The following is a 25032-nucleotide window of genomic DNA, read 5'->3' as shown; positions in this document are numbered from 1 at the left end:
GCTGGTTTATTGATGGCCGCTTTTTCAAACGCCGGGCAGATCAGCAAATTGGTAACGGCAACCACTTCGGCTGTGGTAGGCAGTGGTGGTAAGCTAGAGTAAAAAAGGTGCGGAGCACGGCTGTTACAACAATAACTACTACCACTACAACTGATACCATGAAGACGGATGCAAAGCAGGGGAGTATTAACGCGGGGAATTTGAGGATTTATCAGCCCAACGAGTTTGGCGATCATACTTCACTGCAATTGCCTAATCATCAGTATACTACTTATCTGCTCAAGGAGCGGGGCATATTGTATCAGCTTAACTTAAAAGGGAAGACGTTGATAAGTATGCAGGTAAACGGGAAGGCAGTACCCGCTGAAAGTCTGGTAGTTTATCAGCCGGTGATTAACCAGATGCTGAACAAACAAGCTGAAGAGCCTGCCGAGTTAAAAAGTATCCGTATGGCAGATGAACTGGCCCGTATAGATAACCAGGCCAAAGTATATGATGCAAAAGCCCGGCTTGCCGATGCGGCAGCAGCAAAACAAAAGGCACGCCTGCAAAGAGAAGCCGCTGTTAAGCAGATAGCCCAAGTCAAACCGGTTGCCGAAGTCCGCGAAAAAGCCATCGAAGCAAGGGGTTTAGCCATAGCCGATTCTATCAACCAAACTATTTATGTTGACGCGGCTAACCTTAAGATTCAGGCTTATGCGGCCCGTGCTAAAACCCAGCCCAATGCCGAGCCAACAGACCGCAAACTATTGATTGCCGAATTGATTAAAGACGGCATTATTGATAAGGCCGATAACCTGTCGTCATTCAAATTAAGCACTCGCGAGTTTATTGTAAATGGCAAAAAACAACCCGAGGCCGTATACCAAAAGTTCAGAGCTAAATATGTGCGGGCAACAGGGCATAACGATTGGAGCTGGTACTATAATTACGATACCACAACCGAAACGAAGTAGACGATGGTCCATAGTCGATAGGCCATGGTCCATGGTGTCTTGTCCTAAGTTAAATGCCATGGTGATTTGCGCGCAAAGACACAAGGCGCAATTTGCTATCAGCTGATAGCGTACGTTGCCTTATAGCCTTACTCAATGTAAATGAGAATACAGGTTCGATTTTATTTCGTCGCCTGCCAAGCCCTTCTCACGGTAATTGCGCTATGGCGATGCCTTGAATTGAAATTTTAATGCCAAATGATACCACCGATGCTTTAGTCCTCTAATAGCTTCCTAAAAACAATACCTATGCAAATCAAATTAACAGCTTTTTTAGCTGCCTGGCTAACTATTGCCTCAATTGTAGCTTTCGTGCAAACTGGTGCCAGCCTATCAGGCCAGGTACTTGGCGCTGATGGTAAACCTGCCGATGCGGCCACCGTGCTGCTGGTGCAAACCCGCGATTCGGCGGTGGTGAAAACAGCCCTGGCCAATGTTGCAGGCAAATACCTTTTTGAAGGCCTTAAGCCGGGTAACTATCGCATATGGGTCACCATGATGGGGTATCAAAATTATAAAAGCGAAAATATAATAGTTGAAAAGCAGCCGCTTGTAATGCCGCTTATTAATTTGCAGCATAGCGGCACCTTGCTTAAAGCTGTTGCCATTACGGCGCAAAAGCAACTGATAGAGCACCAGCCCGACCGTACCGTGGTGAATGTGGATGCGCTGATAGGCAATGCCGGGGCAACGGCTTTGGATGTGTTAGAAAAATCGCCGGGGGTGATTGTTGATAACAATGGCGCCATCAGTCTGCAAGGAAAAAACAGCGTTAAAATATATATTGACGATAAGCCCACCTACCTGTCGGGCGCCGATCTGGAAAACTACCTCCGCTCGTTATCCGCCTCTACCATCAACCAGATTGAATTGATGACAAACCCACCCGCCAAATACGATGCGGCAGGTAATGGCGGTATCATCAACATCCGCACCAAACGTGGCAAGGCCAAGGGTTTTAACGGCGGCCTTAGTCTGAGTTATTCGCAGGGTAAATATGGCAAAACCAATAACAGCGCCAATTTTAATTATCGCGATAGCAAAATCAACCTGTTTGGCAACCTGAGCTACAGCACCGGCAATAATTTTAACGATCTGGATATTAACCGCTATTTTGAAAACGCCGATGGTAGCCTGCAATCTAAATTCCTGCAGAATTCATTTATCCGCCGTACTTCCAAAACCTACAATGCCAAACTGGGTCTTGATTATTACGCCTCGGCCAAAACCACCTGGGGGCTGGGCCTTACGGGTTTGCTTAACCCCGGCGATGAGCACACCATTAATACCAGCCGCTTGCTTAGTGCTCAAAATACGCCCGATTCTACCATTGTAGCCAATAACGCCGAGCACCGCAGTTTTAAAAACGGTGGCATCAACCTCAACTACCGCCACCAATATAATGCCGGGGGGCCTGAGCTTACCGCCGATCTGGATTATCTGCGCTATGATAATACCCTTAGCCAGGGCTTTGACAATTCGAGCTACCTGCCTAACGGAATGCTCATCAATCATGACCTGTTAACGGGGGCGCTGCCATCGGCCATTGACATCTACGCCGCCAAAACAGATTATACCCATCCGCTAAAAAGCGGACTAAAACTGGCCGGGGGGCTTAAAACCAGCTATACCCAAACCGATAATATAGCCAATTACTTTTATACCGTAAACCAGAACACCACGCCCGACTATGATAAAACCAACCATTTTATTTATAAGGAAAACATTAACGCCGCATATATCAATGCCAGTCGCGATTTTAAAAGGCTATCGGTTCAACTGGGCCTCCGTTTTGAAAACACGGTATCCAAGGGCCACCAACTGGGCAACGTGCAAAAGCCCGATTCGGTTTTTAAGCGCAATTACAACGGTTTGTTCCCCACCGTATACCTGCAATATAAGCTGGATACGGCTGGCAACCAACAGATAAGCCTGAACTATGGCCGACGGATAGACCGGCCGTACTACGAGGACCTGAACCCTTTTTTGGCCCCTCTGGATAAATTTACTTACTATACCGGCAACCCGTTTTTAAGGCCTGCTTATACGCAAAACATCGAACTGTCGCACACCTATAAAAAAATAACCACCACGCTGAGCTACAGCAAAACCAGGGATAATGTTGACGAAACCATCGAAATTGTAAACGGTATTTATTACAGCAGGCCGGGCAACCTGGGCAGTACCGTGGTTAAGGGCATCTCGGTTGATGCCAGTGTGGACCCTGCAAAATGGCTTAGCCTGCAGCTGTTTGCCACCGCGGTAAACATCCATACCCGCAGCGATTTTTATAACGGCCCCCTGGATACCAAAGGCACCTACTACTTTGTAAAACCTATGCTGCAGTTTAAGTTGCCGCGCGACTGGACAGCGCAGTTAAACGGCCTATACCAAAGCCGCGTTACCTCGGCCCAGTTTGTAACCGGCAACATGGGCAGGGTAAATGCCGCCCTCTCCAAAAAAATATCGGCCAGTACCACCCTTAAATTGGTGGTGAACGATATTTTTTACACCAACGTAAACAGCGGCGACATTAACAACCTGGCCAATACCCGCGCCGACTACCACAACCTGAGCGATACCCGAACGGCGGTACTATCGTTAAGCTACCGCTTTGGTAAAGCCATTGCCAACCAGCGCAAACACGAAAGCACCGGGGCCGAAAGCGAGCAGAACAGGGTTAAGAATTAGGGTGGGGGGAGTAAGAGGCAAGAAGTAAGAGGCAGGAGGTAGGAAGCAAATAACTTCCGCCATAGTTGGTGTCCCACCAACTATCCGTATGCTTTTTATGTCCCATCAACTGCGCCTCAATAAAATTTTAGAATTAAGCTTAGTTTTGACTTTTAAAATCCATACCTTTGCGAAAAATTATTTCTTGAAAATCAGTACATTATCAATAGCCTCATCTTCAACGACAATAATCAATACCCTTAAAATCTCATGAAAAAAATTGTCGACTACCGAAAGCTTTTAGGCGTAAACGAAGCAGCCGAATTAAAAGAATTAAAAACGATCTACCGTAATTTGATGAAAGACTGGCATCCGGATAAATTTCAGGACAGCCACGATCAAAAGCTGGAAGCCGAAGAAAAGAGCAAAACCATCATCGAGGCTTATCACTTTTTGGTAAGCATAGCTCCCGAAACCCGCCTGCAAAACCTTGATCATTATACCCAAACTACTACCACATCAAACATTGCCGATTTTGAATACAAATCGCAAACCCTGCAAATCACCTTTTTAGATGGCAGCGTGTACGAATATTTTGATGTGCCCAAAGCCACCTACGTTAAGTTTATCAATGCCGATTCGCCGGGCCGTTTTGCCCGCAGGCATATCTTTAACTCGTTTGTATACCGTAACATCAGCAAACGCGAAGAAGCAGTAGCTTAAGCTGCAGTAACAACAACGCTATAAATTATTAAAGCCCATACCCGAACGTTTAAGTTTAGGTATGGGCTTCTTTATGTTTTAAAATATTGCTTTTTTGTCTCAGCAATCTAAGCGTTTTTGCCTTCAACTTTTTGCATCTCGTATCTATCGTCAAAAAGTTTTCTGCATCTAACCTCATGCTCATAATGGAGTTGTTAAGTTGTTGATTTTCTCTCCATCATGTCATCCCGACGCAAGGAGGGACCTTTTACGCGCGGTAAGTATGCAGCATATCGGGTGCGCTGATTGTCAATGTGCTATATTTTCTCAGACAAGCAGTATTCTTAAATTAAAGCATCGTCCCGCTCAATCGCTGCGGGAAGGGGCTTGTTACTTTTTGTCTTGATACAAAAAGTAACCAAAAAAATCAAGACTGCCCGATCCTTCCGCCCGCAGGCCAGCTCCCGGCCCGGCGTGCAGTCTGGCCTCTGCCCGCTTTTTCTTGTACTCCAATAATTACCGAAGGTGCAAACGTTATCCCTATTTTTTCCGGGCACCCGGTGACTTACTCAGGATAACAGTTTTCGCAGAAAAAATGGGTGTCATGCTGATACTTCGTCAGGCTCAGTAGTCGAAGCACGGTGTGGTAGCCTCTATAAGCGGCATTGCATTGTCAGTTCATCCTTCACAAACCGCCTATTTTAAATCTCGCAATCACATAGCTTAAGAAGCTTTTCAAACGTCATCCCTTTTTTTTCCGGTTAGCCGGGGACATCCCTTATAACTACCAAAAACGCTATAAAATATTAAAGCCCATACCCAAACGTTTAAGTTTAGGTATGGGCTTCGTTATGTTCTTAAAATATTGTGTGTTTATCTCAGCAATCTAAACGTCTTTGCTTTCAACTTCCTTCAAAAAAGCTTCCAGCATCTAAGCTCCTGCTTCCTGCCTCTCACTTCTTGCTTCTACCCTTAATTAGCCATCATCTTTAAAAACGTAGCCAGTTTGGCTTTCATTTCGCGGCGGTCAACAATAAAATCTAAAAAGCCATGCTCAAGTACAAACTCTGCGGTTTGGAAACCTTTGGGTAAATCCTTTTTAATGGTTTCTTTAATTACGCGTGGGCCGGCAAAGCCAATCAGCGCGCCGGGCTCGGCAATGTTAATATCGCCCAGCATAGCGTACGATGCCGTAACACCGCCCGTGGTAGGGTCGGTTAATAACGATATATAAGGTATTTTGGCCCGCGATAACAAGGCAAGTTTGGCCGAAGTTTTAGCCATCTGCATCAGCGAGAAAGCCGCCTCCATCATGCGGGCGCCGCCCGATTTGGATATCATCAGGAAGGGGATGTTATTGGCAATGCAATAATCAATGGAGCGGGCAATCTTTTCACCTACAACCGATCCCATCGATCCACCTATAAAGTTGAAGTCCATACAGGCAATCACCAGGTCCTGCCCGTTAATTTTACCATGCGCCGCGCGAATGGCATCCTTCAGGCCGGTTTTTTCCATGCTCTCTTCCAACCGCTCGGTGTATTTCTTGGTGTCCACAAAATGCAGCGGATCGCCCGATATCAGGTTGCCAAACAACTCGGTAAACTCATTATTATCAAACAGAACCGAGAAGTATTCTTTCGACCCGATCCTCAAATGATAATTGCAATAGTGACAAACATATTGATTTTCTACCTGCTCAGAGTAGTGAAGCGGCTTTTTACAATTCGGACACTTGTTCCAAATCCCATCCGGCGCCTCTTTCTTTTCTTCGGTAGTAGTTATAATCCCTTTGGATTCTCTTTTAAACCACGCCATTACTGTTTCTTTCTCTTTCAATTCACTGCAAAGAAACAAATTTTTTTACTTACTTTATCAGTTCCTTCAACATTGCCCCGGCCTAAACCACAAAATAAAATACAAAGTTAAAAGCAGCACAGCATGTGGGCGTTGCCTCCGGCCCCCGCTGTACGCTCATACAGCGCAGGCCTTAGCCACAGGGCCGGTATCCGCTACCATCGGTAACGCGGGGATTTGGTTATTAGAGGTTACTGGGTTATTAGGTTATTGAGTTATTAAGTTAGCTGTAGGGGGGATTTAATAAAAAGCCTGTTTTTCAATTAACAAGCATCAGATAGGGGGCACCTCCGGAGGCAGTCCGCATCGCAAAATTGCTATAAACAGGATGCTCCTGCCGGAGCAAAAAGGCACTTTACTTGGTTAGGAGTGGCCTGCTTATAGCCGGGGAAGATTGTTTTTAACTACGGCAGGCGCTTTCTTGGTGGAGGGTGGGGCGGCAATGCCATTAAGTTAAGAATTTGATTGCTGATGAAAATTATAAAAAAGTCGCGCAAAGGCGCCAAGACGCTAAGAAACGAGCCATAAAAACTTCGCGCCTTCGCGTCTTGGCGTGCAAAATCCATAACTTAAATAGCTTTGAGGATGGAGGCCGAATTGGTGATACGTTGGCGTCAAGCCATTGCTAACTAACACAGTATGAATGCGCCCAATATACAATTGACTCTTTCACGCTGGGAGAGTACCACAAGCATTCCAGATTATAGTTTTTCTATTTCCTCGATAGTAAGCTTTGTGAATTTTGAGATCTGGGCAGCGGGAATACCGTCACGTTTCATTTCAAGGGCAATTTCTATTGCTTTTTGATATTCACCTTCCAATTTACCTTCCAATTTACCTTCCAACTTTCCTTCCAATTTTCCTTCCAACTTCCCTTCCAATTTTCCTTCCAACTTCCCTTCCAATCTACCTTCCTGTTTGGCCTCTTGGCGGGCATAGTCCAGTACGTTTTGATTGTCCCACTTATATTTCATGCTGCTGTCGTACATGGTAGCTACAACTTTTCTATTTCCTCGATAGGTAACTTCGTGAATTTTGAGATCTGAGCGGCAGGAATACCGTCACGTTTCATTTCAAGGGCAATTTCTATTGCTTTTTGATATTCACCTTCCAATTTTCCTTCCAATTTACCTTCCAATTTACCTTCCAACTTCCCTTCCAATTTTCCTTCCAACTTCCCTTCCAGCTTCCCTTCCAATCTACCTTCCTGTTTGGCCTCTTGGCGGGCATAGTCCAGTACGTTTTGATTGTCCCACTTATATTTCATGCTGCTATCGTACATGTTTTTTTCCTCCTTTGTCAAATTACTGTATTCAGCAATGTTGAATAGTTTTTCAAATATGGGTTTCCGCAGGTATAAAGGGATCTTGTCCATCTGGCTCATATTTTTTAGTACATAAAGCCATTTTTCCAGATCGGTTTCCAAATCGGCACCCTCTTTTACAAATTTACTTAATTCTATGTAAGTGTAGCCCAGCTTATCGTAAAATATTTCGCCGGTATCCCTGTTACACAGGCAAATATCGTGCAGATATTGCGCATCCCGGCTAAGGGCTAAAGTAAAATCTTCTAACAAGGCCACCAGGTATACTTCGGTTAACTGGTAGGCCCAGTTACTGCGCCTGCCTTTGGGGGCCTGGTTGCTGATGAGGCGCGAGGTATAAAACAGTGCCCGCTCTTTAAAGTTAACCTGCCTGCCACGCTGCACCTCGATGATGAATTGCTCGCCCTCGGCGCCTGTGCAAAGCAGATCGAAGATGGCCGCGCCTTCGTCGCGCAAGTCGCCGGGATGTTCGTTCTTGTTGTAAACCAAATCAACAATGTGTTTGCGGCCGCGGAACACTTCGTTTAAAAAGGCAATCAACAGATCCTTATTGGGTTCGCTGCCAAATATTTTTTTAAAGGCGAAATCTACCAGCGGATCGATGTAGCGCCCGGTATAGGGCATGGTGTTTTGAGGCATAGCCAAAGATAGGTTTTACATTTTTTGCCCGCAAATGGGGGCAGGTGGTTATTGGGTTATTAAGTTGCTGGTTTACTGGTCGACAGCGTAATAATAAAAGTTATTAGGTTATTGATTTACTGGTTATTAAGTTGCTGGTTTAGCTGACGACAGCGTAACGATAAAAGTTATTAGTTTATTGAGTTATTACGCTACTAAGTTGATTGACTAAATAACCACCAATAACTTCATAACCCAATAACCAGTAACCCAATAACTCAGTAACCCAATAACCATTAACCAATAACACCGCACCCCAACTAAAATGACCACCGTCATGTTTTTATTTAATTTTGGTGCTGATAATAATTTACTATTTTTTTTAACTTCGGAACGAAAACAAAAACTTGAAACATGGACATAAAAAATTATAAGGGCGTATTGCATGGCGACCAGGTGCAGGAGCTTTTTGAGGCTGCTAAAAAGCATCAGTTTGCTTTACCTGCTGTAAATGTTATTGGTACCAACTCCATTAATGCGGTTATGGAAACTGCTAAGGCTGTTAACTCGCCGGTTATCATTCAGTTATCGCATGGTGGTGCGCAATTTTACGCTGGTAAATCGTTAGATAACTCTAAGCTGCAAGCCTGTATTTTAGGTGCTGTATCTGCTGCCAAGCACGTACATTTATTGGCCGAACACTACGGGGTAGCTGTTATTTTGCATACCGACCACGCTGCTAAAAAGTTATTGCCCTGGATTGATGGTTTGCTGGATTATGGCGAAAAATTTTATGCCGAAACCGGAAAACCTTTGTTTTCATCGCACATGCTCGATTTATCTGAAGAGTCGTTACACGAAAATATTGAAATATCGGCCAAATACCTGGAGCGTATGGCTAAATTGGGGATGACGCTGGAGATTGAATTGGGTGTTACCGGTGGCGAAGAGGATGGTGTTGATAATTCGGACGTGGATAGCTCACGTTTATATACTCAGCCAGAGGATGTAGCCTACTCGTACGAGGAGCTATCGAAGGTTAGTCACCGTTTTACCGTTGCTGCTGCTTTTGGTAACGTGCATGGTGTGTACAAACCGGGTAACGTAAAGTTGCAACCGGTTATTTTGCATAACTCGCAGGAGTATGTTAAAAAGCACTTTAGCCTTGAAGCCGAAAAACCAATCAACTTTGTTTTTCACGGTGGCTCGGGCTCAACCCAGGAAGAAATCAGAGAAGCGATATCATATGGTGCCATTAAAATGAATATTGATACCGATATGCAATGGGCGTTTTGGGAAGGTATTAAGGATTACTATCAATCAAAAGAAGGCTACCTGCAAACACAAATTGGTAGCCCGGATGGTGCGGATTCGCCAAACAAAAAATACTACGACCCACGCGTTTGGTTACGCAAGGGCGAAGATACTTTTGTTAAACGCTTAACAGCTGCATTTGAAGATTTAAACTGCCTTGATGTACACAGCAAGTTGTAGTTAAAATAACATTAAAACCAGAAACGTCGGCAACAACGCCGGCGTTTTTTTGTTAATGATTAAAATCATTAACTTATGGGCAATCATAATAAAAAAAATTTCTTCGAGCGTTTTTCTAACTGGGCTACAACGGCCACGGGCAGCTCAACGGCTTTTATATTGGCCTCGGCCAGTATTGTGGTATGGGCGCTTACCGGGCCAATATTTAGTTATTCAACCACCTGGCAGCTCATTATTAATACAGGCACCACTATTATTACTTTTTTAATGGTGTTTTTGATCCAGAAATCGCAAAACAAGGATTCAAAGGCCATCCATTTGAAATTGAACGAGCTGATAGCCGCCCACCAGGGTGCCAGCAACCGGATGGTAAATATTGAGGATATTACGGAGAAGGAGCTGGACCAGTTGCGTAAATTTTATATACGTTTATCTATTTTAGCTAAACAGGAAGAAGAGCTGGGTTGCACGCACTCGATAGATGCCGCCGATGACAACCATTTAAATAAAGCGGAGCGGATTAATTACCACCGCGAGAGGGAAAATAAAAAACATGCTGCTATTAGTAAATAAGGTTACGGCCCCGGCCGATTTGGAAAATGTATTTGCCATTAGGCGGGAGGTGTTTGTGGGCGAACAAAACTGTCCGCCCGAGTTGGAGTGGGAGTTTGAGGATGAATCGATACACTTTTTAGCTACTGTTAGTGGCGTGCCTGCTGGTGCCTCGCGCTGGCGCAAAACCGATAAAGGTTATAAGTTAGAGCGTTTTGCCGTACTGGCCAAATTTAGGGGCGCAGGTGTAGGCCAGGCCCTGGTGCAGGCCGTTTTAGATGATTTACCGGCTGATGCACACTATGTTTACCTGCACGCCCAGGTACAGGCCGCAAGCCTTTACGAACGTTTTGGCTTTAAAAAAGTTGGCGAAGAGTTTGAGGAAGCGGGGATAAGGCATTATAAGATGGTGATGTAGGTTGAATCGTGATTGCGAGGCGGAACGACGAAGCAATCTATAAGCTATACAGGGCGAACCTACAGAGCTGCTCTGCCTATGTAGAGGTTGCTTCGTTACTCAATGACGGGTGTTGTTGTTGTTTTTGTCTTAGAACCAATACAAAAAAATCGTCATTGCGAGGAGGGACGACGAAGCAATCTCTAAGCTATACAGGGCGAACTTGCAGAGCCGCTCTGCCTGTGTAGAGATTGCTTCGTACCTCGCAATGACGGGTGGAGAAGGTTGTTTTGATTGATAGACAATGACTTAAAAAAAAACGTGATTGCGAGGCGGAACGACGAAGCAATCTCTAAGCTTTACAGGGCGAACTTGCAGAGCCGCTCTGCCTGTGTAGAGATTGCTTCGTCGTACCTCCTCTATGACGCGTGGTGGTTGTTATTGCGTGAGAAAAGTCTCCCCTACCGGGCATATGCGTCAACCTAACACCTTACATTATTGGAGAAGATGTTTGCGCGATTAATTTCACTTGTCTTTTTCTTGTTTGGGAAGATTAGTTTTGGCTTTCTTTACACGTTTTAGTACGAAGCTATTTCTATCTTCTATCAACCATTCCATTTCTTCGCCTTTTTCTAACAGGCAAGCATCGGCAACTGCTGCCGGGAAGTTTACATAAAACGATTTGGTGCCTCCTCGCTCAACTTTTTGAACTTTTACTTTATATCCCATTTTTTTTGATTAATTTACATAGTATATATACTATGTAAATATAAATTATTTTACCCATTAATCAAAAAGACATAATGAAAAAGGTCGATTTTTTAGCGTTGCTAAATGCCATGAACATTGGTGCTGATCAAATAAAGAAAATAGCAATTGATACCGGATTTCTGATACGGAAAGGTCTTATAGAGCCTGCCGATATTTTATATGCCATTTGCTGCGCGGCCACGCATGGAACGGTTAGCTTTAATGATCTGGCGGCAAAAATAGATGCGGAAACTACTGTTTCTGTAAGTAGGCAGGCAATTGCAAAAAAGACAAGCAAAGAATCATGTGTGCTTTTTTTAAAAAAGATACTGGCCCTTGTTATTATCAGTAGAATCGGAAAGGAAGAAATCGATTCATTGCGCAGGGCAGGTAAATTTAAGCGTGTTTTAGTGCAGGACAGCACAATCATTAAGTTGCCCCTTTAGTTGTTTTGCTTTTTTTTCCGGGGTCTCCAAACGCCCAGTCCCAGTGTTTGTAATGCCCGGATCAAGTGTGTTTACGATTTGATAACTGAAAGCTTTATTTATTTTACCATCGATTCTTATACTAAGAACGATCAGGAAGCCGCCCCCGAATTAACAATAGAAAAGGGCGACCTTGTTATTCGGGACAGGGGGTATCTAACCCTTAAAGAAATCGAGAGGCATTGGACAGCAGAAGCGGACTGCATATACAGGCATCAGAGTAATATAGTACTTTTAGACAGCCAAACAAAAGAAAGAATTAACCTGCTCACCGAATTACAATCAAAAAAACAGCTTGATTTTGAGGTTACTTTAAATAATGAAAAAGGTACAAAAATCAGGATAGTCGCCTTGCCTGTAAGTGACGAAATTGCAAACAGGCGCAGGATGAAGGCTAAGAAAGAGGCCAAAAAGGAACCGGGTAAAGAGTGCCTGGCCCTGATGTCATGGTCCATTTTTATGACTACCATTTCCAGACAGGACGCAGATTATAACTTTCTTTTCAAAGTATATAGCCTGAGGTGGCGGATTGAAATCATATTCAAATCCTGGAAAAGTAACATGGAGTTTTCTAAGATCCATAATGTTTCGAAAAAACAACTGTCACTTATCCTTTATGCGAGATTTATCATGATCATCATTTACATCCAGTATATCTTTTCGCCTGCCAGAATGATCATCAAAAAACATCAGAAAAGGGGCTTGAGTATGATAAAAGTAGTCCGGTATCTCATAAAAAATGCCTCTAAAATAATACAGGTCGTTAAAGCCATAGAAAGTTATAAGGGCAAGATAGGATATCATCTAATTACTTTAGCCAGGTACTGCTCCTACGATAAAAGAGTCAGACCCAATTTTGAACAGGATTTCGATATTGCCTTTTTACCTTAGGTTGACGCATATGCCTACCGGGGGAGATTATGCACCTTGGTTTGTTTTGGTGTGCATGAGCGCTACGCGGTTTAGAGGGGGCTCAATACCCATGCTTATGCAGCGGTTTCCCCGTGCGGATCTGGATTTTTTTGTCGCCTTTAAGGTAGGCTTGGTATTCGGTGGCGAAGGCCTGGGTGAGCAGGTAGCGTTTGGCATCGCTGGGGTGGCCAAATTCTTCGTAGCTTACTTTGGTTAGGGGGTGCTGTTTCTTGGTTTTTTTGAGGGTGCCGTCGCTGTCTTCAATGGCGTATTGGTAGTCGTGGAGCGAGCGGCGGCAGTTTTCGCCGATGATGATCTGCAGGCCGGGGATGCGCCCGGCGTAAATCTGGTTGATAAACCCTGCCGATTGCACAATGGAGGGGTTGGCGCTCTGCATGCGCAGCGTAGGTGCGTAGGGTTGCAGCAGCTGCAAAATACGGGTGAAAAAGTTTTCGCCTTTCTCGAGCTTGGTATCTTGCTTGATGGAGGTGCGGTCGCCGTAAATGTACAGGCCCTTTACGCGGGCTGGCGGGTAGCGACTGGCAAACTCGGCGCAAACATGGTGTACACGGTTGCGCGGGTCTTCCAGGCAAATCTCGTCAATCTGGGTGGCCGTTTTGCCCTCAATTTGCCATACCAGGCAGGTGAGGTAGGGGTTTACGTTCTCGTCCCAGCTCAGGTGCAGGGGCAGGGCCTCGTTCCAGTTCACCCGGGCACTGTTGCGACTGGCGTTAAAATCCTTCCAAAACTCGCCGCCGGTGCGCAGCTTGCCCCAGTTGCCCAGGCCGTAAATTTGGTAGTAGTTGTAATCGCTGATCTTATCGCGCTCAAAATCGGCAATGGCATGCTGGTCAACAAACTGCGGGCCCACAATGTAGCGATTGTCCAGGTAATTGGTTTTCAAAATCAGCAGGTTACCCGGCTCGTTGCGCCACATCCCGCTGATGTTGCTTTCTATGGGCTGTAGCACTTCCTGGTCGAAGATGTGGTTCTTGATCCAGTGATCCTCGCTCACGGGGTTAAAAATACCGATGATCTGCTGGCCCAGCTGCCCCCGCAGCCGCTTGCGGATCTGCTTGTAGTCCACCTCGTCAAACTGGCTCACCTCTTCCAAAATCACCTTCTTAAAATTGCTGATCCCCTTGATCTTTTCGCTGTCGTCCAGTCCGCGGAAACGGATGTACGAGCCGCTGGCCTTGCACAAAATATAGTTTTGCTGGATGCTGAAGTAAGCGCCCAGGCCCCAGTCGGCAATCAGGTTTTTAAAATCCGAGTAGATGCTGTCGCGGATGTCGACCCCGTATTTGCGCAGCACAAAGGTGTTTTGGTTGGTCTGCTCCAGCATCCGCACCAGCGTAAGTTGCACCACCGAGTAGGTTTTACTGGCCGACGAGCCGCCGTAAACCCAGATAAACCGGATCTGGTTGTCGTCAAAGGCCTTTAACAAGTGCCAGTACACGTTGTTAAAGAGGTTGGGGTTAAAGGTGATTTTGATTTCGTTCATGGTGGGGGAGTTGGAAGGTTGGAAAGTTTTAAAGTTGGAAGGTTGGAAGGTTTTTATCGGGTTGTTGGTTATTTGTTGTGAGTTGAGTTGTTGGTGAGGATATTGGCAACTTATGCAAACATCCTCCTTTCACCACCCTGTCATCCCGAGGTACGAGGGAACTTTTGCGAGCAATAAGTCTGCTGCAAAACAAGTAAGCGCAAATGGCCTCTCTGCTTCACCACCCTGTCATCCCGAGGTACGAGGGAACTTTTTTGAGCGATAAGTATGCATAACAAGCATTTGCAAATGGCCTCTCTGCTTCACCACCCTGTCATCCCGAGGAACGAGGGAACTTTTTCGAGCGATAAGTATGCTGCAAAACAAGCTTGTGCAAATGGCCTCTCTGCTTCTCCACCCTGTCATCCCGAGGTACGAGGGAACTTTTGCAGCGATAAGTCTGCGATCTAACAAGCACTTGGGAATGGTCTGTAGTAAATTCTGGCAAAACGTTCCTTGTGGCTTACAATAACGTGGGTTTAAGTCGCTGATCATCAATGCGTATTATTGCTCTGGTAATCAGTATTCTTAATTTACAATATCGGCCCGCTCAAACGCCGCGGGAAGGGCTTTGTTCTTTTTGTCTTGATACAAAAAGAACCAAAAAAATCAAGACTGCCCGATCCTTCCACCCGCGAGGCCAGCTCCCGGCCCGGCGTGCAGTCTGGCCTTTGCGCACTTCTGCCTCTGCACCAAGAAATCTACGAGGTTCAAACTTCATCACTGTTTTTTAGGCTGGCCGATCGGTTGCTTGGATGGCAAAGTTTTAGGTAAAGGTGCAGCCAGATAAAAAACTCATTTAACGACTAACCCGCTAACCCAATAACCAATAACCAATAACCAGTAACCAATAACTCAATAACCAATAACCCAATAACCAATCAATCCCCATACCCAATCCTAATCACGTTTTGCGGGGCCGATTGTTCGTTGTCCTTTTTATAGAGGCCGTGCATTTTGGCTAATTTCTCCTGGGCATCCAGGGCCGAGTACATCTCGATGCTGTAGCCCCCGGTTTTAGAGTACTTGATCGATTTTACTTTGCATCTCTCTTTATCGGCCACCACGGCCTCAATATCCAGCTGCATTTCGTTACTCAGGTAGGGCTCGCCATCCACAATGCGGGTGGCGTTGGGGTTTTTGTCGAGCTCAATTTTAAGGCGGGCAATATCACGCTCCAGCGCGCGGATGGCGGTGTCCAATTGCTTTTTCTCGGTCGCTTCGGGCTGTATGGAGTTCAGGTATTCGGTTTCAATGTCCAGTTGGCATTGCAGGTTATCAATCAGTTCTTGCAGGCCTTTGGTCACCTTGGGGATCACTATTTTTTGCACCGGCCTAAAGTAGTCGGTTAAGTTGCCCTGGGCGGTATCGCTAATCAGCTTGGTAAGCTCGGCGGCCGATATAGCGTATTGGTTTAGCCGCTCCTCAATATACTGCCGCACCCTTGGCCGGTTATAAATCTGGTAAGGCGAATTTCTCGATGCGTACCCCGCCTGCGCCGCCGCCCGGCTCTTGTTCAGGTGCGTGAGGTAGCTATCCGCAAAAAGCTTCTCCCGCGGACTAAGCAAATCTTGATCATCGTTTTGCATAAAGGGTAATAATTTATCTCAAAGATAAGGTTTTTAATAAATTATAACTAATGTTTTGTTTGGGAATAATTGGTGGAGCGGTTGAAAAGTTGTAAGGTTGTAAGGTTGTAAAGTTGGCAGGTTTTAAAGTTGGCAGGTTGAAAAGTTTTAAGGTTACAGGGCTTTAAGGTTTGATTGAGGGCTGGGCTATCCAATCGGGAGTGCTTCCTGCTTCTCGCTTCTTGCCTCTCGCCTCTGGCTTCCAGCTTCCTGCTTCTGGCTCAACAGGGCGTTGCCTCCGGCCCGCGCTTTCCGTTTATACTGCGCAGGCCTTAGCCACATGGCCGGTATTCACTGCAATCGCTAACGCTGGGGGAGGGGGCATTGATTGATTAATTGATTGATTGAATCCCAAAGTTGATGTCCCCACCAACTCTTCGTATTTCTTTAGTTAGCGCACAATTTGTTTTTGCCTATGCATGCTTGCTGCGCTTTACGCTCATGGTTTAGTTGTCTTGCTTTTTTTTTGCCTCCTGCTTCTTACATCCTGCCTTCTTGCCTTCGCTCACCACTCTGTCATCCCGAGGTACGAGGGACCTCCTATGATGAAATATGCAAGGTAAACGAGGCAAAAGGGCTTAAAAAGGGGTTATAACACGTATTGCTTAAATGTTTTAAATATTTTTGGTCAAAGCATGGCCCTGTTTGTTTAACTTTCCAGTGCAAATCAAAAGAGGAAACAGGCGCTGCTGAGGAGCAACCTGCCAGCAATATGATTTGCTGAACCACGGATAAAGGCCTCTGTCAAAGGAGGCTTTTTATTTATCCTGTTCACTGAATGGCTAAAAAAACCTTCACGAATTTTTATTTTAATGCGTTGATAAATGACCAGCTAACCTCCTATAAGCAGACACTTTGCAGGCTGCAGGATCGCGTTCAAATTATTTGGATAAAAGGGCAACCGTAACCTTTTGTATAGCAGACACCTTTCGGGCCGCAGATCCCTCGCTTCGGTTTGCCCATTTCATAAAAAAACCAAACCGGCTTTATCAGGCATTTGTCCTTGTGGACTTATTTGACAACCGAAGTTACGTAAGGTTTTTGATTCTTCATAACGAACCGTATCCGGTTGAGCATTTTTTTAGCTATCCTGATGATGGCCTTATTCTTTTTCATTTTTTTGCAAAGGTTATTGAAAGCCAGCGTCATGGCCGGGTCGAGCCTGACAGCTATCCAAGAGGCCTCGATAAGCTTCTCCCGTAATTGATGATGAGCTCTTTTAGTGAGCCCCAATATGATTTTTTGATCGCCGGAACTATGCATATCCGGTACCAAGCCTATATATCCACACAAGGCATCCAGGGAATCAAAGCGTTCAATGTCGCCGATCTCTGTGACAAATAATAAGGCGGTAATCTCGCCTATACCGGGGATGGTCCGGATCAGTTTTATAATTTGTTGATAACGTGGCTGCCTGGATAGGGCTCTGACTTCCCTGGTGGCTGTGAGTACCATGATACGGGTCTGCTGGTATCCCTGTAGCAGAATATCCAGGTTGATCCGTGCTGATGAAGGCAAGCAAAGGGCCTTGAGCAGGCAGATATAATGATTCGACCAGTATTTATCGGTGTCTACCGTCACCGACTGGTCCTGGAAGTTAAGCCATCCTTTTATTCGGTTCTTATAGCGTGTCTGATCTTTGATCATTTGCTGGTAAACACGGATAATACCGCGGTCATCCTGTTGCTCGATGCCAGGCACGAAGATACCTTTCAGGGCTCCTTCACTTAATGTTTTACTGAGTTTCCGGCAATCGACCGTATCTGATTTGCGCTGCTTTTCCTTGTCTGTCAGCGGGACATCGGCAGGATTTACGACGATGCAGGACATCCCCAGCTCACTAAACTGTCGCTGATAGCCAAAGCCGCAAAAACCGGCTTCGTAAACGAGCCTGTAATCGGCCGAAGGATAGTTCTGTTGTAGATGCCCGCTTAAGGCCTTAGGTGAAGGTTCCTGGGAAAACGTCTTTAGCTCCATATGGGTGCTGCGAAGGCTGACCTTCCAGGACTTCTTGTGTACATCTATGCCAACAAAAATAGTTTGTCCGCTAAAATCTAATTGTGTACCTTGTTTCATGAGTTCTTGGTTTAAAGTGTTTGTTAATGGTTCACTATTAAGCTACAACCTTTTTTTCAAGAACTCTTTTACATCATCTATCGAACCATTTCATACATACGACCTTTTGCGAGCGATAAGTATACTGCATAGCAGTGGCTCGCAACCCCGTTTTAACCAGCTTTGACAACTTTTTAAAAGTTGTCAAAGCTCTCGCCACCAGGGAACTTTTGCGAGCGATAAGTATGCTGTATAACAAGCCTGCGGAAAGCCTAAAGCAGACCTGGCCCGCGCAAAAGTATGCGGCATAACAATTTTTCGTAGATCCGTTTAACTCTTGCCACCCGGGAACTTTTGCGAGCGATAAGTTTACTGTACAACAGGCCCGTACAAAAGCCTGAAGCAGATCTGACACGCGTAAAAGGTCTCCCTCCAGGGGACATATTTTAGAGCGATTTTGCCAGCGCCGGAGCGCCACGCCGCAAACCCTTACTTCTCCATGTTGTTTAAAACAATAGCCGTTGTTTTTTGCGATATCTGGCCGGTGTAAGCTTTTGGTTGGCCTGATGTTTTGTTGGGCGTAAAGATAATTTGAAAGCCATCGCGCTGGTTTGCAGCCGGGGCCAGGCCCTGGATGGCGTAGGTATCTAAATATTCCGCATTGTTGGTGGCATCGCGGTAACTGATACCGATGGTATCTATGGGTTGCAAATTAGCCGTGGTGCGTATTAAGCTTAGCTCATTTACAAAATAGTAGTTACCATTATAGGCTATGGGGTTGCAGGTGTTTGCCAGCTCAGCAGGGTACTGTAAAACACTGTTGTTTTTAAGGTTGATGATGTAGCCGTTGCCTCGGTTAAAGCCATCCTCGTCAAAAAAAGTAAAGAGCGAAAAAAACAATTGATCATGGCTCAACAAAACCTTGCTGATGTTAACTATCGAATCGCGCTTGAAGATGAGCTTGCCACCCTGGGTAATTTTTAACTGGTAGGTATCTTCGCCACGTGCGGTTACTTTTAAGGTAAGTCCGTTTTTAAAGCGCAGGATATTATCGTCATCAAAAGGCAGGGGCATGTTTTGTTGTTTGGCGTGGCTCACTTTAAAAATGGCTGTATCGACGGGCTTTACAAGCTTGTGTTTGGCTGTATGATGAGCAGGCTGCGGCGCGGTAGCGCTGGGCTTTGTTGCCGGATGGCAGGCTATTGTAAAAATAAGGAAGATGCTGAGATGTATTGGTTTGGGTTTCATGGGATGATGACAAGGAATTGTTTAGTTTTCGTGCTAACGTTTTTTGAAGGAACTATTTGATGACATGGTAGCACTTAATGGCCGCCAAACAAATAAAAAGTATAATACTTGCTAAAGGCCAATAATTTACTTTACCAATTGCGAAATTGAGCCTAACTATTTTGCGACGATTATATAGCAATAACCAGATCAGGCATCCGGCCGATAAAAACAACCCAATATCATAATCGTGATACTTGATGCTCAATGCCGATAATAAAATTGTAAAAAACAGCAAGATGATGTTATACGCTATGGTTAGATACCAGCCGGCTGCTTTAAGCCTGATGTATAAGATGATACTTGTTAAACAGCCAACCCAAAATAAACTTTCGAACAAAATTTCACCTAAGGGCTTTGGGTATCCAGACGTATTGTATTGATAACCATGGTTTTGTGGGTATTGAACTAAAAAAATAACGCTTTTATAAAGAGGACCAATTAATAGGGCTAACATGAGTATCCCGTTTATCAATATTGTTTTTTTTCTTGAATTAAAAGCAGCCATTGTTGTGATCGTATTGCCGTGTTTAAGTTAAGTGAATTTATTTGATTGTACGGCTATATTTTAAATCGGAGCCGAAAATTGATTGATCTTTTTTCGCCATTGCCGGTGTTTCCATTAACAATTGTATATCAGTTACCTGCCGCCAAAGTTGGTGAGGACACCAACTCTCCGTATTACTTATTTACCGCACAAATCGCTTTTGCCGATGCACGCTCGCTGCCTTGCTTCCTGCTTCTTTTATCTTGCTTCTTAATTTCTGCCAAAGTTGGTGTCCCCACCAACTCTTCGTATTGCTTATTTAGCGCACAATTTGCTTTTGCCGATGCACGCCTGCTGTATAGCAAGTCCATGCGGAAAGCCTAAAGCAGATCTGGCACGCGCAAAAGTTCCCTCCGGTCGGGATGACAAAGTTTTAGAACCGCCTCACCACCCTGTCATCCCGAGGTACGAAGGAACTTTTACGAGCGATAAGTCTGCTGTATAACAAACCCGTGCAAAAAGCCTAAAGCAGATTTGGCACGCGCAAAAGTTCCCTCCCTCTGGTAGGGATGACAAAATTTGAGAACTCAAAAAATCAGTGTAATCAAAAAAATCATCCTTAAATCAGTGGTCAGTCTACCCGCGTTAACGATTGGCGCGGATACCGGCCCCGTGGCTAAGGCCCGTGCAGTATGAGCAGAAAGCGTGGGCCGAAGGCAACGCCCAGATGGTGGGAGAGGTGTCCATAGTCGATGGTCCATAGTCCATGGTGAGGAAGCTGTAATCCGTCTCTCTATCAATAACCCAATAACCCAATAACCACTAACTCAACAACCAACTTTCCAACTTTAAAACCTTCCAACTTTCCAACTTCTTCCCTCCGAAAAATATTCCCAAACAAAACATAAGTTATATTCAATTAAAATTGTTTATATTTGTTTCCATAATAACAGCGCCTGTACAGCGGGGTGCGCCTCACATTAAAATCGAAACTTCATTTTTTAAACAATTAAGTAATGGCTTATTTAATTTATGCCGACTTTAAAAAGTCTATCCAGCTGGCTAACCTGGCGCAGGTGATTGGCTCGGACGCGACTATCATTAACTCGTGGATGCTGGCCGCTCAGGAGAAGGTGACATCGTACCTAACCCAGAAGTACCAAACCGAGCTGGAGTTTACCGACACCCGCGTTTGGGGTGCTTCGCTAAGCTACCAGGCTGCCGACAGGGTGTACCTTGACGCGCCTGACTATGATGCCAATACTGCCTACACGCCAGGCCAGTACGTGGTAAATACCAATAACTTTTACCGTTGCCTGGCCGGTACCACAGGCGTTTTTAGCCCGGCTAATTGGCAGTTGGTTGGCCCCCGCTACGCGCTGTACTATGTGGCTTATCCGCAGCCGCGGTTTAACATTGGCGCCGCTTATAACAAAGGCGACCGGGTGTATTACCAGGGCAAGGTGTATACGGCCTTGCAGGCATCGGCAGTGTACAGCGACAGCTACTTGCTACAGGTGGGCAAGCTGCAAAATATACCGCCGGTTAATAGTTTCCCCGGCGCGCCGGGTTATAACCAGTGGGATGGGGGCGAGCCGTACGCGGTGCCAGCCGGTACGCTGATTACCGATACCGCTTTTTGGACGCCGGGCGATAACCGCAGCCAGCAGATGCTGCAAATTATGGCCGACCTGGTGCTGTTTTACGCTCACCAGCGCATTAGCCCCATGAGCATACCCGAACTGCGCAAGGAGAATTACCGCGAGGCCATTAACTGGCTGATTGATGCCGGGGAGGGTAATATTACGCCCAATTTGCCGCTCAGGCAGCCCTTTGCGGGCAATAAGATCAGGTACGGTGGGTCGGTTAGGTCGCAATACAATTATTAACAAAACAGCCTTATGGGAATACGAGTAAAAGCAACAAAAAACAATTTGCCGGGCCTGGGCTATGCCAACCCCATGCAGGGTTTGGCCGATGGGGTTAACGGCTTGGCCGGTAGCAGCACCCTGCCCGGCGCGGTAAGGCATAACCTGGCGCGCTATATGGCGCCGGTGCAGCTGATGCGCCTTAAAACCGATGTTAAAATGTGGCGCGATGCCATTACCGAGGCCGAGCTGGCCTATTACCCGCAGCGCATTAAAATGCAGCGCATGTATTTGGATACCGCCCTTAACGGCCATGTAAAGGCTTGTACCTTAAAGCGAAAGCGTTTAACCACCTTACGGCGCTTTGAGCTGCAGGATGCCGATGGCAAGGCGCTGCCGGAGGCTACCAAGGCGCTGGCCGAGTGCCAGTGGTTCCTCAACTTTCAGAACTATGTGCTTGACGCGATTTTTTACGGCTACTCGCTTATTGCGCTGGGCGATATTATTGATAACGACCTGCCCGACCTATCTATTGTAAAACGCTGGAACGTAAGCCCCGACAGGTTTAACGTTACGGCTTACGATTATGCCGTTGTTGGGCAGGATTTTAGGGCCGATGAGGTTAAAAACTGGCACGTATACGTAACCACCCCGAGCGAAACCGGCATAAGCCCCTGCGGCTACGGCTTGTTTTACAACGTGGCCCTGTACGAAATTTTTCTGCGTAATCTGCTGGGTTACAACGGTGATTTTGTGGAGCGCTTTTCCATGCCCTACGTACACGCCAAAACCACCAAGCAGGACGAAACCGAACGCGGCGAACTGGAGCAGGCCGTAGCCAACATGGGTGCCAACGGCTATGCCATTACCGACCCGAACGATGATATTGAATTTTTAGAGGCCGCCCTGGCCGGCACCGGCTGGAATGGTTACGACAACCTGGAGCAACGCTGCGAAAAAAAGATCAGCAAGCTGATTTTGGGCCACTCGGACGCGATGGACAGCACGGCGGGCAAATTAGGATCGGAGCAGGGCGGTAACGAGAGTCCGGTGCAAAAGGCCTTATCCGAAGTGCAGATTGAGGACGGCCGCATGATGGAGAACGTAATTAACAAACAGCTGTTCCCCAAGCTGGCCGCCATTGGCCAGATGCCCAAAGGGGTTAAGTTTGTATTGCAGAACAACGACGAGGTGCAGGAAACCCTCACCCGCCAAACCAGCAACGCCCTTAACCTGGCCAAAGTGGCCCAAACCCTGAAACAGGCCGGACTGGAAATTGATGCGGACTACTTTACCGAGCTCACCAAGATCCCTGTAAAACGGGATGAAAAATAAATCTGCGGATTTTAATATTCCAAAATAGTATATTGATTATATTTGTAGCACAGCAAATGACAATGATAAAAAAAGGCCCTTACAAACCCACCGGCAACATAGCCGTTGATATGGTAGCCGCCTGCATTAACCATTACACCCGGCAGGGCAAGCGGGTAGCGTACATCCGCTTAGATGCCATCCACTGGACAATGTTTAAAGGCTACGTGCTGGAAACAACCCCCGGTTGCGAACTGCCGAACGACGAGGTTGATTTTGACGGCGTAACAATAGCCAAAGGCAGCAGCCTGCAAATTAAACCCCTGTATTGGGAACTGGCAGCCGAAGCGCCGAAGGTGTATTTGATGAATTGATACAGTAAAAAAAGCGGCGGCCCGTGCGATTCCCCTCTCGAGAGCATAGCCGTCAACTTTAGAAAAAAAAGGGATAAAATTTTTTTAGAGCAAGAATCGGAACTGCAAAATTGCAGTCATTATTCGAGCGAATGAGTTCGGAACTATTTGAACCAACGGTGTTAGATGGCCTGGCCCGTAAAACAGAGGCTATACAACGCAAACGAAAAGTGGGAGGCAAGGAACTATTGGATATGGCGTTATTTGATGGAGATCAATCGTTTAACGGCATGAGTATGCAGTTAATGCGGAGGGATGGGCTTGATATTTCGAAGCAGGCATTGCATCAAAGACATCACAGCAATATGACAAAGTTTGTACAAGCCGTTTTTGAGCAATTAATAGCAGTTGAGTTACCGCAAGAGCAAACACAGGGCTTGGAGATCCGTATCAAAGATTCTACCCGTTTCGCGTTGCCGGAAGTTATTGCAGAGACATTCCCCGGAACAAAAGGAAGTGGGATGAAAGCGGGAGCATCTGTACAATTTGAATTTGAAATCAAAAGTGGTAAAAGCGATATCAAAGTAACTCCGGCCAACGCAAATGACCAGGGTGAGAGTCATCTGGACAAGGCATCAATTCAGCCGGGGGTATTATATATGAGAGATCTGGGTTACACTCACTTGAGTTATATGAACAATATTAACAAAGTCAAAGCTTTCTTTATTAATAAATTATGTCCGAAAACAACGATTTATCTATTAAAGGACGACCAATACCAAAAGTTAGAGTTGTCGAAACTACAAGGCATAACCGGCGTATTTGATCAACAGGTATATATCGGAGCTGATAAGATGCCGGTAAGGATAATAATAGAACCGGTAAGTGAAGAGCTCAAGGCAAGGCGGATAGCCAATACTGAAAAGTACAATAAAAAGAAAGGCAGTACCACCAGTAAGGGATTCAAAGAGCGGGCAGGGTTTAACTTTATTGTTACCAACCTGGTGAGCGAAAAATATAGCGCTGAATTGATCCAAAAGTTATATCACCTGCGATGGCAGATAGAATTGGTTTTTAAAGCATGGAAGTCGTTTTTAAAGATACACACGTTCCCCAAAGGAAGTTCGGATCGTATAACCAGTATATTATACAGTAAGTTGATCTGGGCAGTTTTGAGTTGGAAAATATGCATGGCTATCGGTAAGATAGGTCAAATTAGTGTTTTAAAGGTGCATCGACTAATCGCTTCTACGAAAGAAGAATTGCGAGCGCAGCTTTTAGGGATATGCTCAAAGTGGTTAGCTCTGTTGGAGAAATTAAACTTAAAGCACCTTTCAAAAGAGCACAGAAAACATAGGTTAAAAATAGAAGAAATTGTAATAAGTATTTGATTATTAGATATTTAAATACTATATTTAGATAGTTAAACAAAAATAAGAAAGGCGGGGTCATCTAAACCTCCCCGCCTTAAAAAACGAAAAATATGAGAGTAAAAATACATAGGTTTGCCCATGCGGGCAAACCGCGCCTAAAAATTAAATAACTGAAAATCAACAATATATGAGTACAGCTACTTAAATTGACGGCTATGCTCTCGAGAGGGGTGGAGGGGTGTGTTCTATGCGAGCGATTATAAAGCGCAGAGATTTTGTACTATAATATCCTGTTTGTTAGTGTATTATCGGTTTGGTGCGAATAGGTCATCAACTTGTAAGCAATCAATTTTAACTTAATGATGTTG

General features: G+C 45.4%; 20 protein-coding genes and 1 pseudogene. 13 read left to right on the top strand and 8 right to left on the bottom strand.

Annotated features, from left to right (window positions below):
* The first annotated feature begins 158 nt into the window (after nucleotides 1–158).
* The 3 genes from MUCPA_RS28940 to MUCPA_RS28930 all read left to right on the top strand — a co-directional run bounded on the left by MUCPA_RS28940 (nucleotide 159) and on the right by MUCPA_RS28930 (nucleotide 4388).
* On the top strand, nucleotides 159–956 hold the full coding sequence (locus MUCPA_RS28940) for a hypothetical protein (RefSeq protein ID WP_008511365.1): 798 nt from the start codon (nucleotides 159–161) through the stop codon (nucleotides 954–956).
* 288 nt (nucleotides 957–1244) lie between these two features.
* Entirely contained in the window at nucleotides 1245–3686 is a 2442-nt protein-coding gene (locus MUCPA_RS28935) for a TonB-dependent receptor (protein ID WP_008511363.1), read from the top strand.
* A gap of 249 nt (nucleotides 3687–3935) precedes the next feature.
* Entirely contained in the window at nucleotides 3936–4388 is a 453-nt protein-coding gene (locus MUCPA_RS28930; RefSeq protein WP_008511361.1) for a KTSC domain-containing protein, read from the top strand.
* 951 nt (nucleotides 4389–5339) lie between these two features.
* Here MUCPA_RS28930 and accD read toward each other — a convergent pair.
* The 3 genes and pseudogenes from accD to MUCPA_RS28910 form a co-directional block, all read right to left on the bottom strand.
* Nucleotides 5340–6185 carry an acetyl-CoA carboxylase, carboxyltransferase subunit beta gene (accD, locus tag MUCPA_RS28925; protein WP_008511360.1) on the bottom strand — a complete coding sequence of 282 codons (846 nt, stop codon included), beginning with the start codon at nucleotides 6183–6185 and terminating at the stop codon, nucleotides 5340–5342.
* Between the two features lie 740 nt (nucleotides 6186–6925).
* A pseudogene (locus MUCPA_RS39670) lies at nucleotides 6926–7213 on the bottom strand (Rpn family recombination-promoting nuclease/putative transposase); the annotation flags it as partial.
* A 5-nt stretch (nucleotides 7214–7218) separates the two neighbouring features.
* Nucleotides 7219–8187, bottom strand: coding sequence for an Rpn family recombination-promoting nuclease/putative transposase (locus MUCPA_RS28910; RefSeq protein ID WP_008511358.1), 969 nt, complete (start codon nucleotides 8185–8187; stop codon nucleotides 7219–7221).
* Nucleotides 8188–8580: 393 nt separating this feature from the next.
* On the opposite strand from MUCPA_RS28910, the gene fbaA reads away from it, so the two are divergent.
* The 3 genes from fbaA (at nucleotide 8581) to MUCPA_RS28895 (ending at nucleotide 10630) form a co-directional block, all read left to right on the top strand.
* Nucleotides 8581–9660 carry a class II fructose-bisphosphate aldolase gene (gene fbaA / locus MUCPA_RS28905; RefSeq protein WP_008511357.1) on the top strand — a complete coding sequence of 360 codons (1080 nt, stop codon included), beginning with the start codon at nucleotides 8581–8583 and terminating at the stop codon, nucleotides 9658–9660.
* A gap of 75 nt (nucleotides 9661–9735) precedes the next feature.
* Complete coding sequence (locus MUCPA_RS28900; protein WP_008511356.1) at nucleotides 9736–10233, top strand: low affinity iron permease family protein; 498 nt, start codon at nucleotides 9736–9738, stop codon at nucleotides 10231–10233.
* Entirely contained in the window at nucleotides 10214–10630 is a 417-nt protein-coding gene (locus tag MUCPA_RS28895; RefSeq protein WP_008511355.1) for a GNAT family N-acetyltransferase, read from the top strand. The genes MUCPA_RS28900 and MUCPA_RS28895 overlap by 20 nt, the downstream gene beginning before the upstream one ends.
* A 504-nt stretch (nucleotides 10631–11134) precedes the next feature.
* Here MUCPA_RS28895 and MUCPA_RS28890 read toward each other — a convergent pair.
* The gene (locus MUCPA_RS28890) at nucleotides 11135–11338 is read right to left on the bottom strand and encodes a hypothetical protein (RefSeq protein WP_008504097.1); all 204 of its coding nucleotides are present in this window, start codon (nucleotides 11336–11338) and stop codon (nucleotides 11135–11137) included.
* 74 nt (nucleotides 11339–11412) lie between these two features.
* On the opposite strand from MUCPA_RS28890, the gene MUCPA_RS39025 reads away from it, so the two are divergent.
* Nucleotides 11413–11805 carry a hypothetical protein gene (locus MUCPA_RS39025; protein ID WP_040626617.1) on the top strand — a complete coding sequence of 131 codons (393 nt, stop codon included), beginning with the start codon at nucleotides 11413–11415 and terminating at the stop codon, nucleotides 11803–11805.
* On the top strand, nucleotides 11806–12735 hold the full coding sequence (locus MUCPA_RS39020) for a transposase (RefSeq protein WP_083839390.1): 930 nt from the start codon (nucleotides 11806–11808) through the stop codon (nucleotides 12733–12735).
* 82 nt (nucleotides 12736–12817) lie between these two features.
* Here MUCPA_RS39020 and MUCPA_RS28875 read toward each other — a convergent pair whose 3' ends face one another.
* The 4 genes from MUCPA_RS28875 to MUCPA_RS28850 form a co-directional block, all read right to left on the bottom strand.
* Nucleotides 12818–14260 carry a PBSX family phage terminase large subunit gene (locus MUCPA_RS28875; RefSeq protein WP_008511354.1) on the bottom strand — a complete coding sequence of 481 codons (1443 nt, stop codon included), beginning with the start codon at nucleotides 14258–14260 and terminating at the stop codon, nucleotides 12818–12820.
* Nucleotides 14261–15180: 920 nt separating this feature from the next.
* Nucleotides 15181–15888, bottom strand: a complete 708-nt coding sequence (locus MUCPA_RS28865) for a terminase small subunit (RefSeq protein WP_008511353.1) — start codon at nucleotides 15886–15888, stop codon at nucleotides 15181–15183.
* 1050 nt (nucleotides 15889–16938) lie between these two features.
* Complete coding sequence (locus MUCPA_RS28855; protein WP_008503956.1) at nucleotides 16939–18003, bottom strand: IS110 family RNA-guided transposase; 1065 nt, start codon at nucleotides 18001–18003, stop codon at nucleotides 16939–16941.
* Nucleotides 18004–18471: 468 nt separating this feature from the next.
* Nucleotides 18472–19230, bottom strand: a complete 759-nt coding sequence (locus MUCPA_RS28850) for a hypothetical protein (RefSeq protein ID WP_008511352.1) — start codon at nucleotides 19228–19230, stop codon at nucleotides 18472–18474.
* Nucleotides 19231–19855: 625 nt separating this feature from the next.
* Between MUCPA_RS28850 and MUCPA_RS28840 the strand changes: the two genes are divergently transcribed.
* From MUCPA_RS28840 to MUCPA_RS28820, 5 genes are all read left to right on the top strand, one after another.
* Nucleotides 19856–20140: a hypothetical protein gene (locus MUCPA_RS28840; RefSeq protein WP_157544004.1), complete on the top strand. Its 285-nt coding sequence runs from the start codon at nucleotides 19856–19858 to the stop codon at nucleotides 20138–20140.
* A 632-nt stretch (nucleotides 20141–20772) separates the two neighbouring features.
* Nucleotides 20773–21645, top strand: coding sequence for a carbohydrate-binding protein (locus MUCPA_RS28835; RefSeq protein WP_008511350.1), 873 nt, complete (start codon nucleotides 20773–20775; stop codon nucleotides 21643–21645).
* A 12-nt stretch (nucleotides 21646–21657) separates the two neighbouring features.
* Nucleotides 21658–22959 (top strand): phage portal protein family protein, encoded by a 1302-nt coding sequence (locus tag MUCPA_RS28830; RefSeq protein ID WP_008511349.1) that lies wholly within the window; start codon nucleotides 21658–21660, stop codon nucleotides 22957–22959.
* A gap of 56 nt (nucleotides 22960–23015) precedes the next feature.
* Nucleotides 23016–23312: a hypothetical protein gene (locus MUCPA_RS28825; protein ID WP_008511348.1), complete on the top strand. Its 297-nt coding sequence runs from the start codon at nucleotides 23016–23018 to the stop codon at nucleotides 23310–23312.
* Nucleotides 23313–23443: 131 nt separating this feature from the next.
* Nucleotides 23444–24682 carry an IS4 family transposase gene (locus MUCPA_RS28820; protein WP_008503844.1) on the top strand — a complete coding sequence of 413 codons (1239 nt, stop codon included), beginning with the start codon at nucleotides 23444–23446 and terminating at the stop codon, nucleotides 24680–24682.
* The last annotated feature ends 350 nt before the right edge of the window (nucleotides 24683–25032 follow it).

This window comes from Mucilaginibacter paludis DSM 18603 (assembly GCF_000166195.2).
GTDB lineage: Bacteria > Bacteroidota > Bacteroidia > Sphingobacteriales > Sphingobacteriaceae > Mucilaginibacter > Mucilaginibacter paludis.
This window is presented reverse-complemented; position numbering and strand designations above follow the sequence as displayed.

Bases quoted from the DNA above. Each gene is read 5' to 3' on its own strand.
- MUCPA_RS28850 (WP_008511352.1), bottom strand. From the start codon at position 19,230: ATGAAACCCAAACCAATACATCTCAGCATCTTCCTTATTTTTACAATA.
- MUCPA_RS28875 (WP_008511354.1), bottom strand. From the start codon at position 14,260: ATGAACGAAATCAAAATCACCTTTAACCCCAACCTCTTTAACAACGTG.
- MUCPA_RS28830 (WP_008511349.1), top strand. From the start codon at position 21,658: ATGGGAATACGAGTAAAAGCAACAAAAAACAATTTGCCGGGCCTGGGC.
- MUCPA_RS28935 (WP_008511363.1), top strand. From the start codon at position 1,245: ATGCAAATCAAATTAACAGCTTTTTTAGCTGCCTGGCTAACTATTGCC.
- MUCPA_RS28900 (WP_008511356.1), top strand. From the start codon at position 9,736: ATGGGCAATCATAATAAAAAAAATTTCTTCGAGCGTTTTTCTAACTGG.
- MUCPA_RS28855 (WP_008503956.1), bottom strand. From the start codon at position 18,003: ATGAAACAAGGTACACAATTAGATTTTAGCGGACAAACTATTTTTGTT.
- MUCPA_RS28820 (WP_008503844.1), top strand. From the start codon at position 23,444: ATGAGTTCGGAACTATTTGAACCAACGGTGTTAGATGGCCTGGCCCGT.
- accD (WP_008511360.1), bottom strand. From the start codon at position 6,185: ATGGCGTGGTTTAAAAGAGAATCCAAAGGGATTATAACTACTACCGAA.
- MUCPA_RS28910 (WP_008511358.1), bottom strand. From the start codon at position 8,187: ATGCCTCAAAACACCATGCCCTATACCGGGCGCTACATCGATCCGCTG.
- fbaA (WP_008511357.1), top strand. From the start codon at position 8,581: ATGGACATAAAAAATTATAAGGGCGTATTGCATGGCGACCAGGTGCAG.
- MUCPA_RS28825 (WP_008511348.1), top strand. From the start codon at position 23,016: ATGACAATGATAAAAAAAGGCCCTTACAAACCCACCGGCAACATAGCC.
- MUCPA_RS28940 (WP_008511365.1), top strand. From the start codon at position 159: ATGAAGACGGATGCAAAGCAGGGGAGTATTAACGCGGGGAATTTGAGG.
- MUCPA_RS28895 (WP_008511355.1), top strand. From the start codon at position 10,214: ATGCTGCTATTAGTAAATAAGGTTACGGCCCCGGCCGATTTGGAAAAT.
- MUCPA_RS28930 (WP_008511361.1), top strand. From the start codon at position 3,936: ATGAAAAAAATTGTCGACTACCGAAAGCTTTTAGGCGTAAACGAAGCA.
- MUCPA_RS28835 (WP_008511350.1), top strand. From the start codon at position 20,773: ATGGCTTATTTAATTTATGCCGACTTTAAAAAGTCTATCCAGCTGGCT.
- MUCPA_RS28890 (WP_008504097.1), bottom strand. From the start codon at position 11,338: ATGGGATATAAAGTAAAAGTTCAAAAAGTTGAGCGAGGAGGCACCAAA.
- MUCPA_RS28865 (WP_008511353.1), bottom strand. From the start codon at position 15,888: ATGCAAAACGATGATCAAGATTTGCTTAGTCCGCGGGAGAAGCTTTTT.
- MUCPA_RS39025 (WP_040626617.1), top strand. From the start codon at position 11,413: ATGAAAAAGGTCGATTTTTTAGCGTTGCTAAATGCCATGAACATTGGT.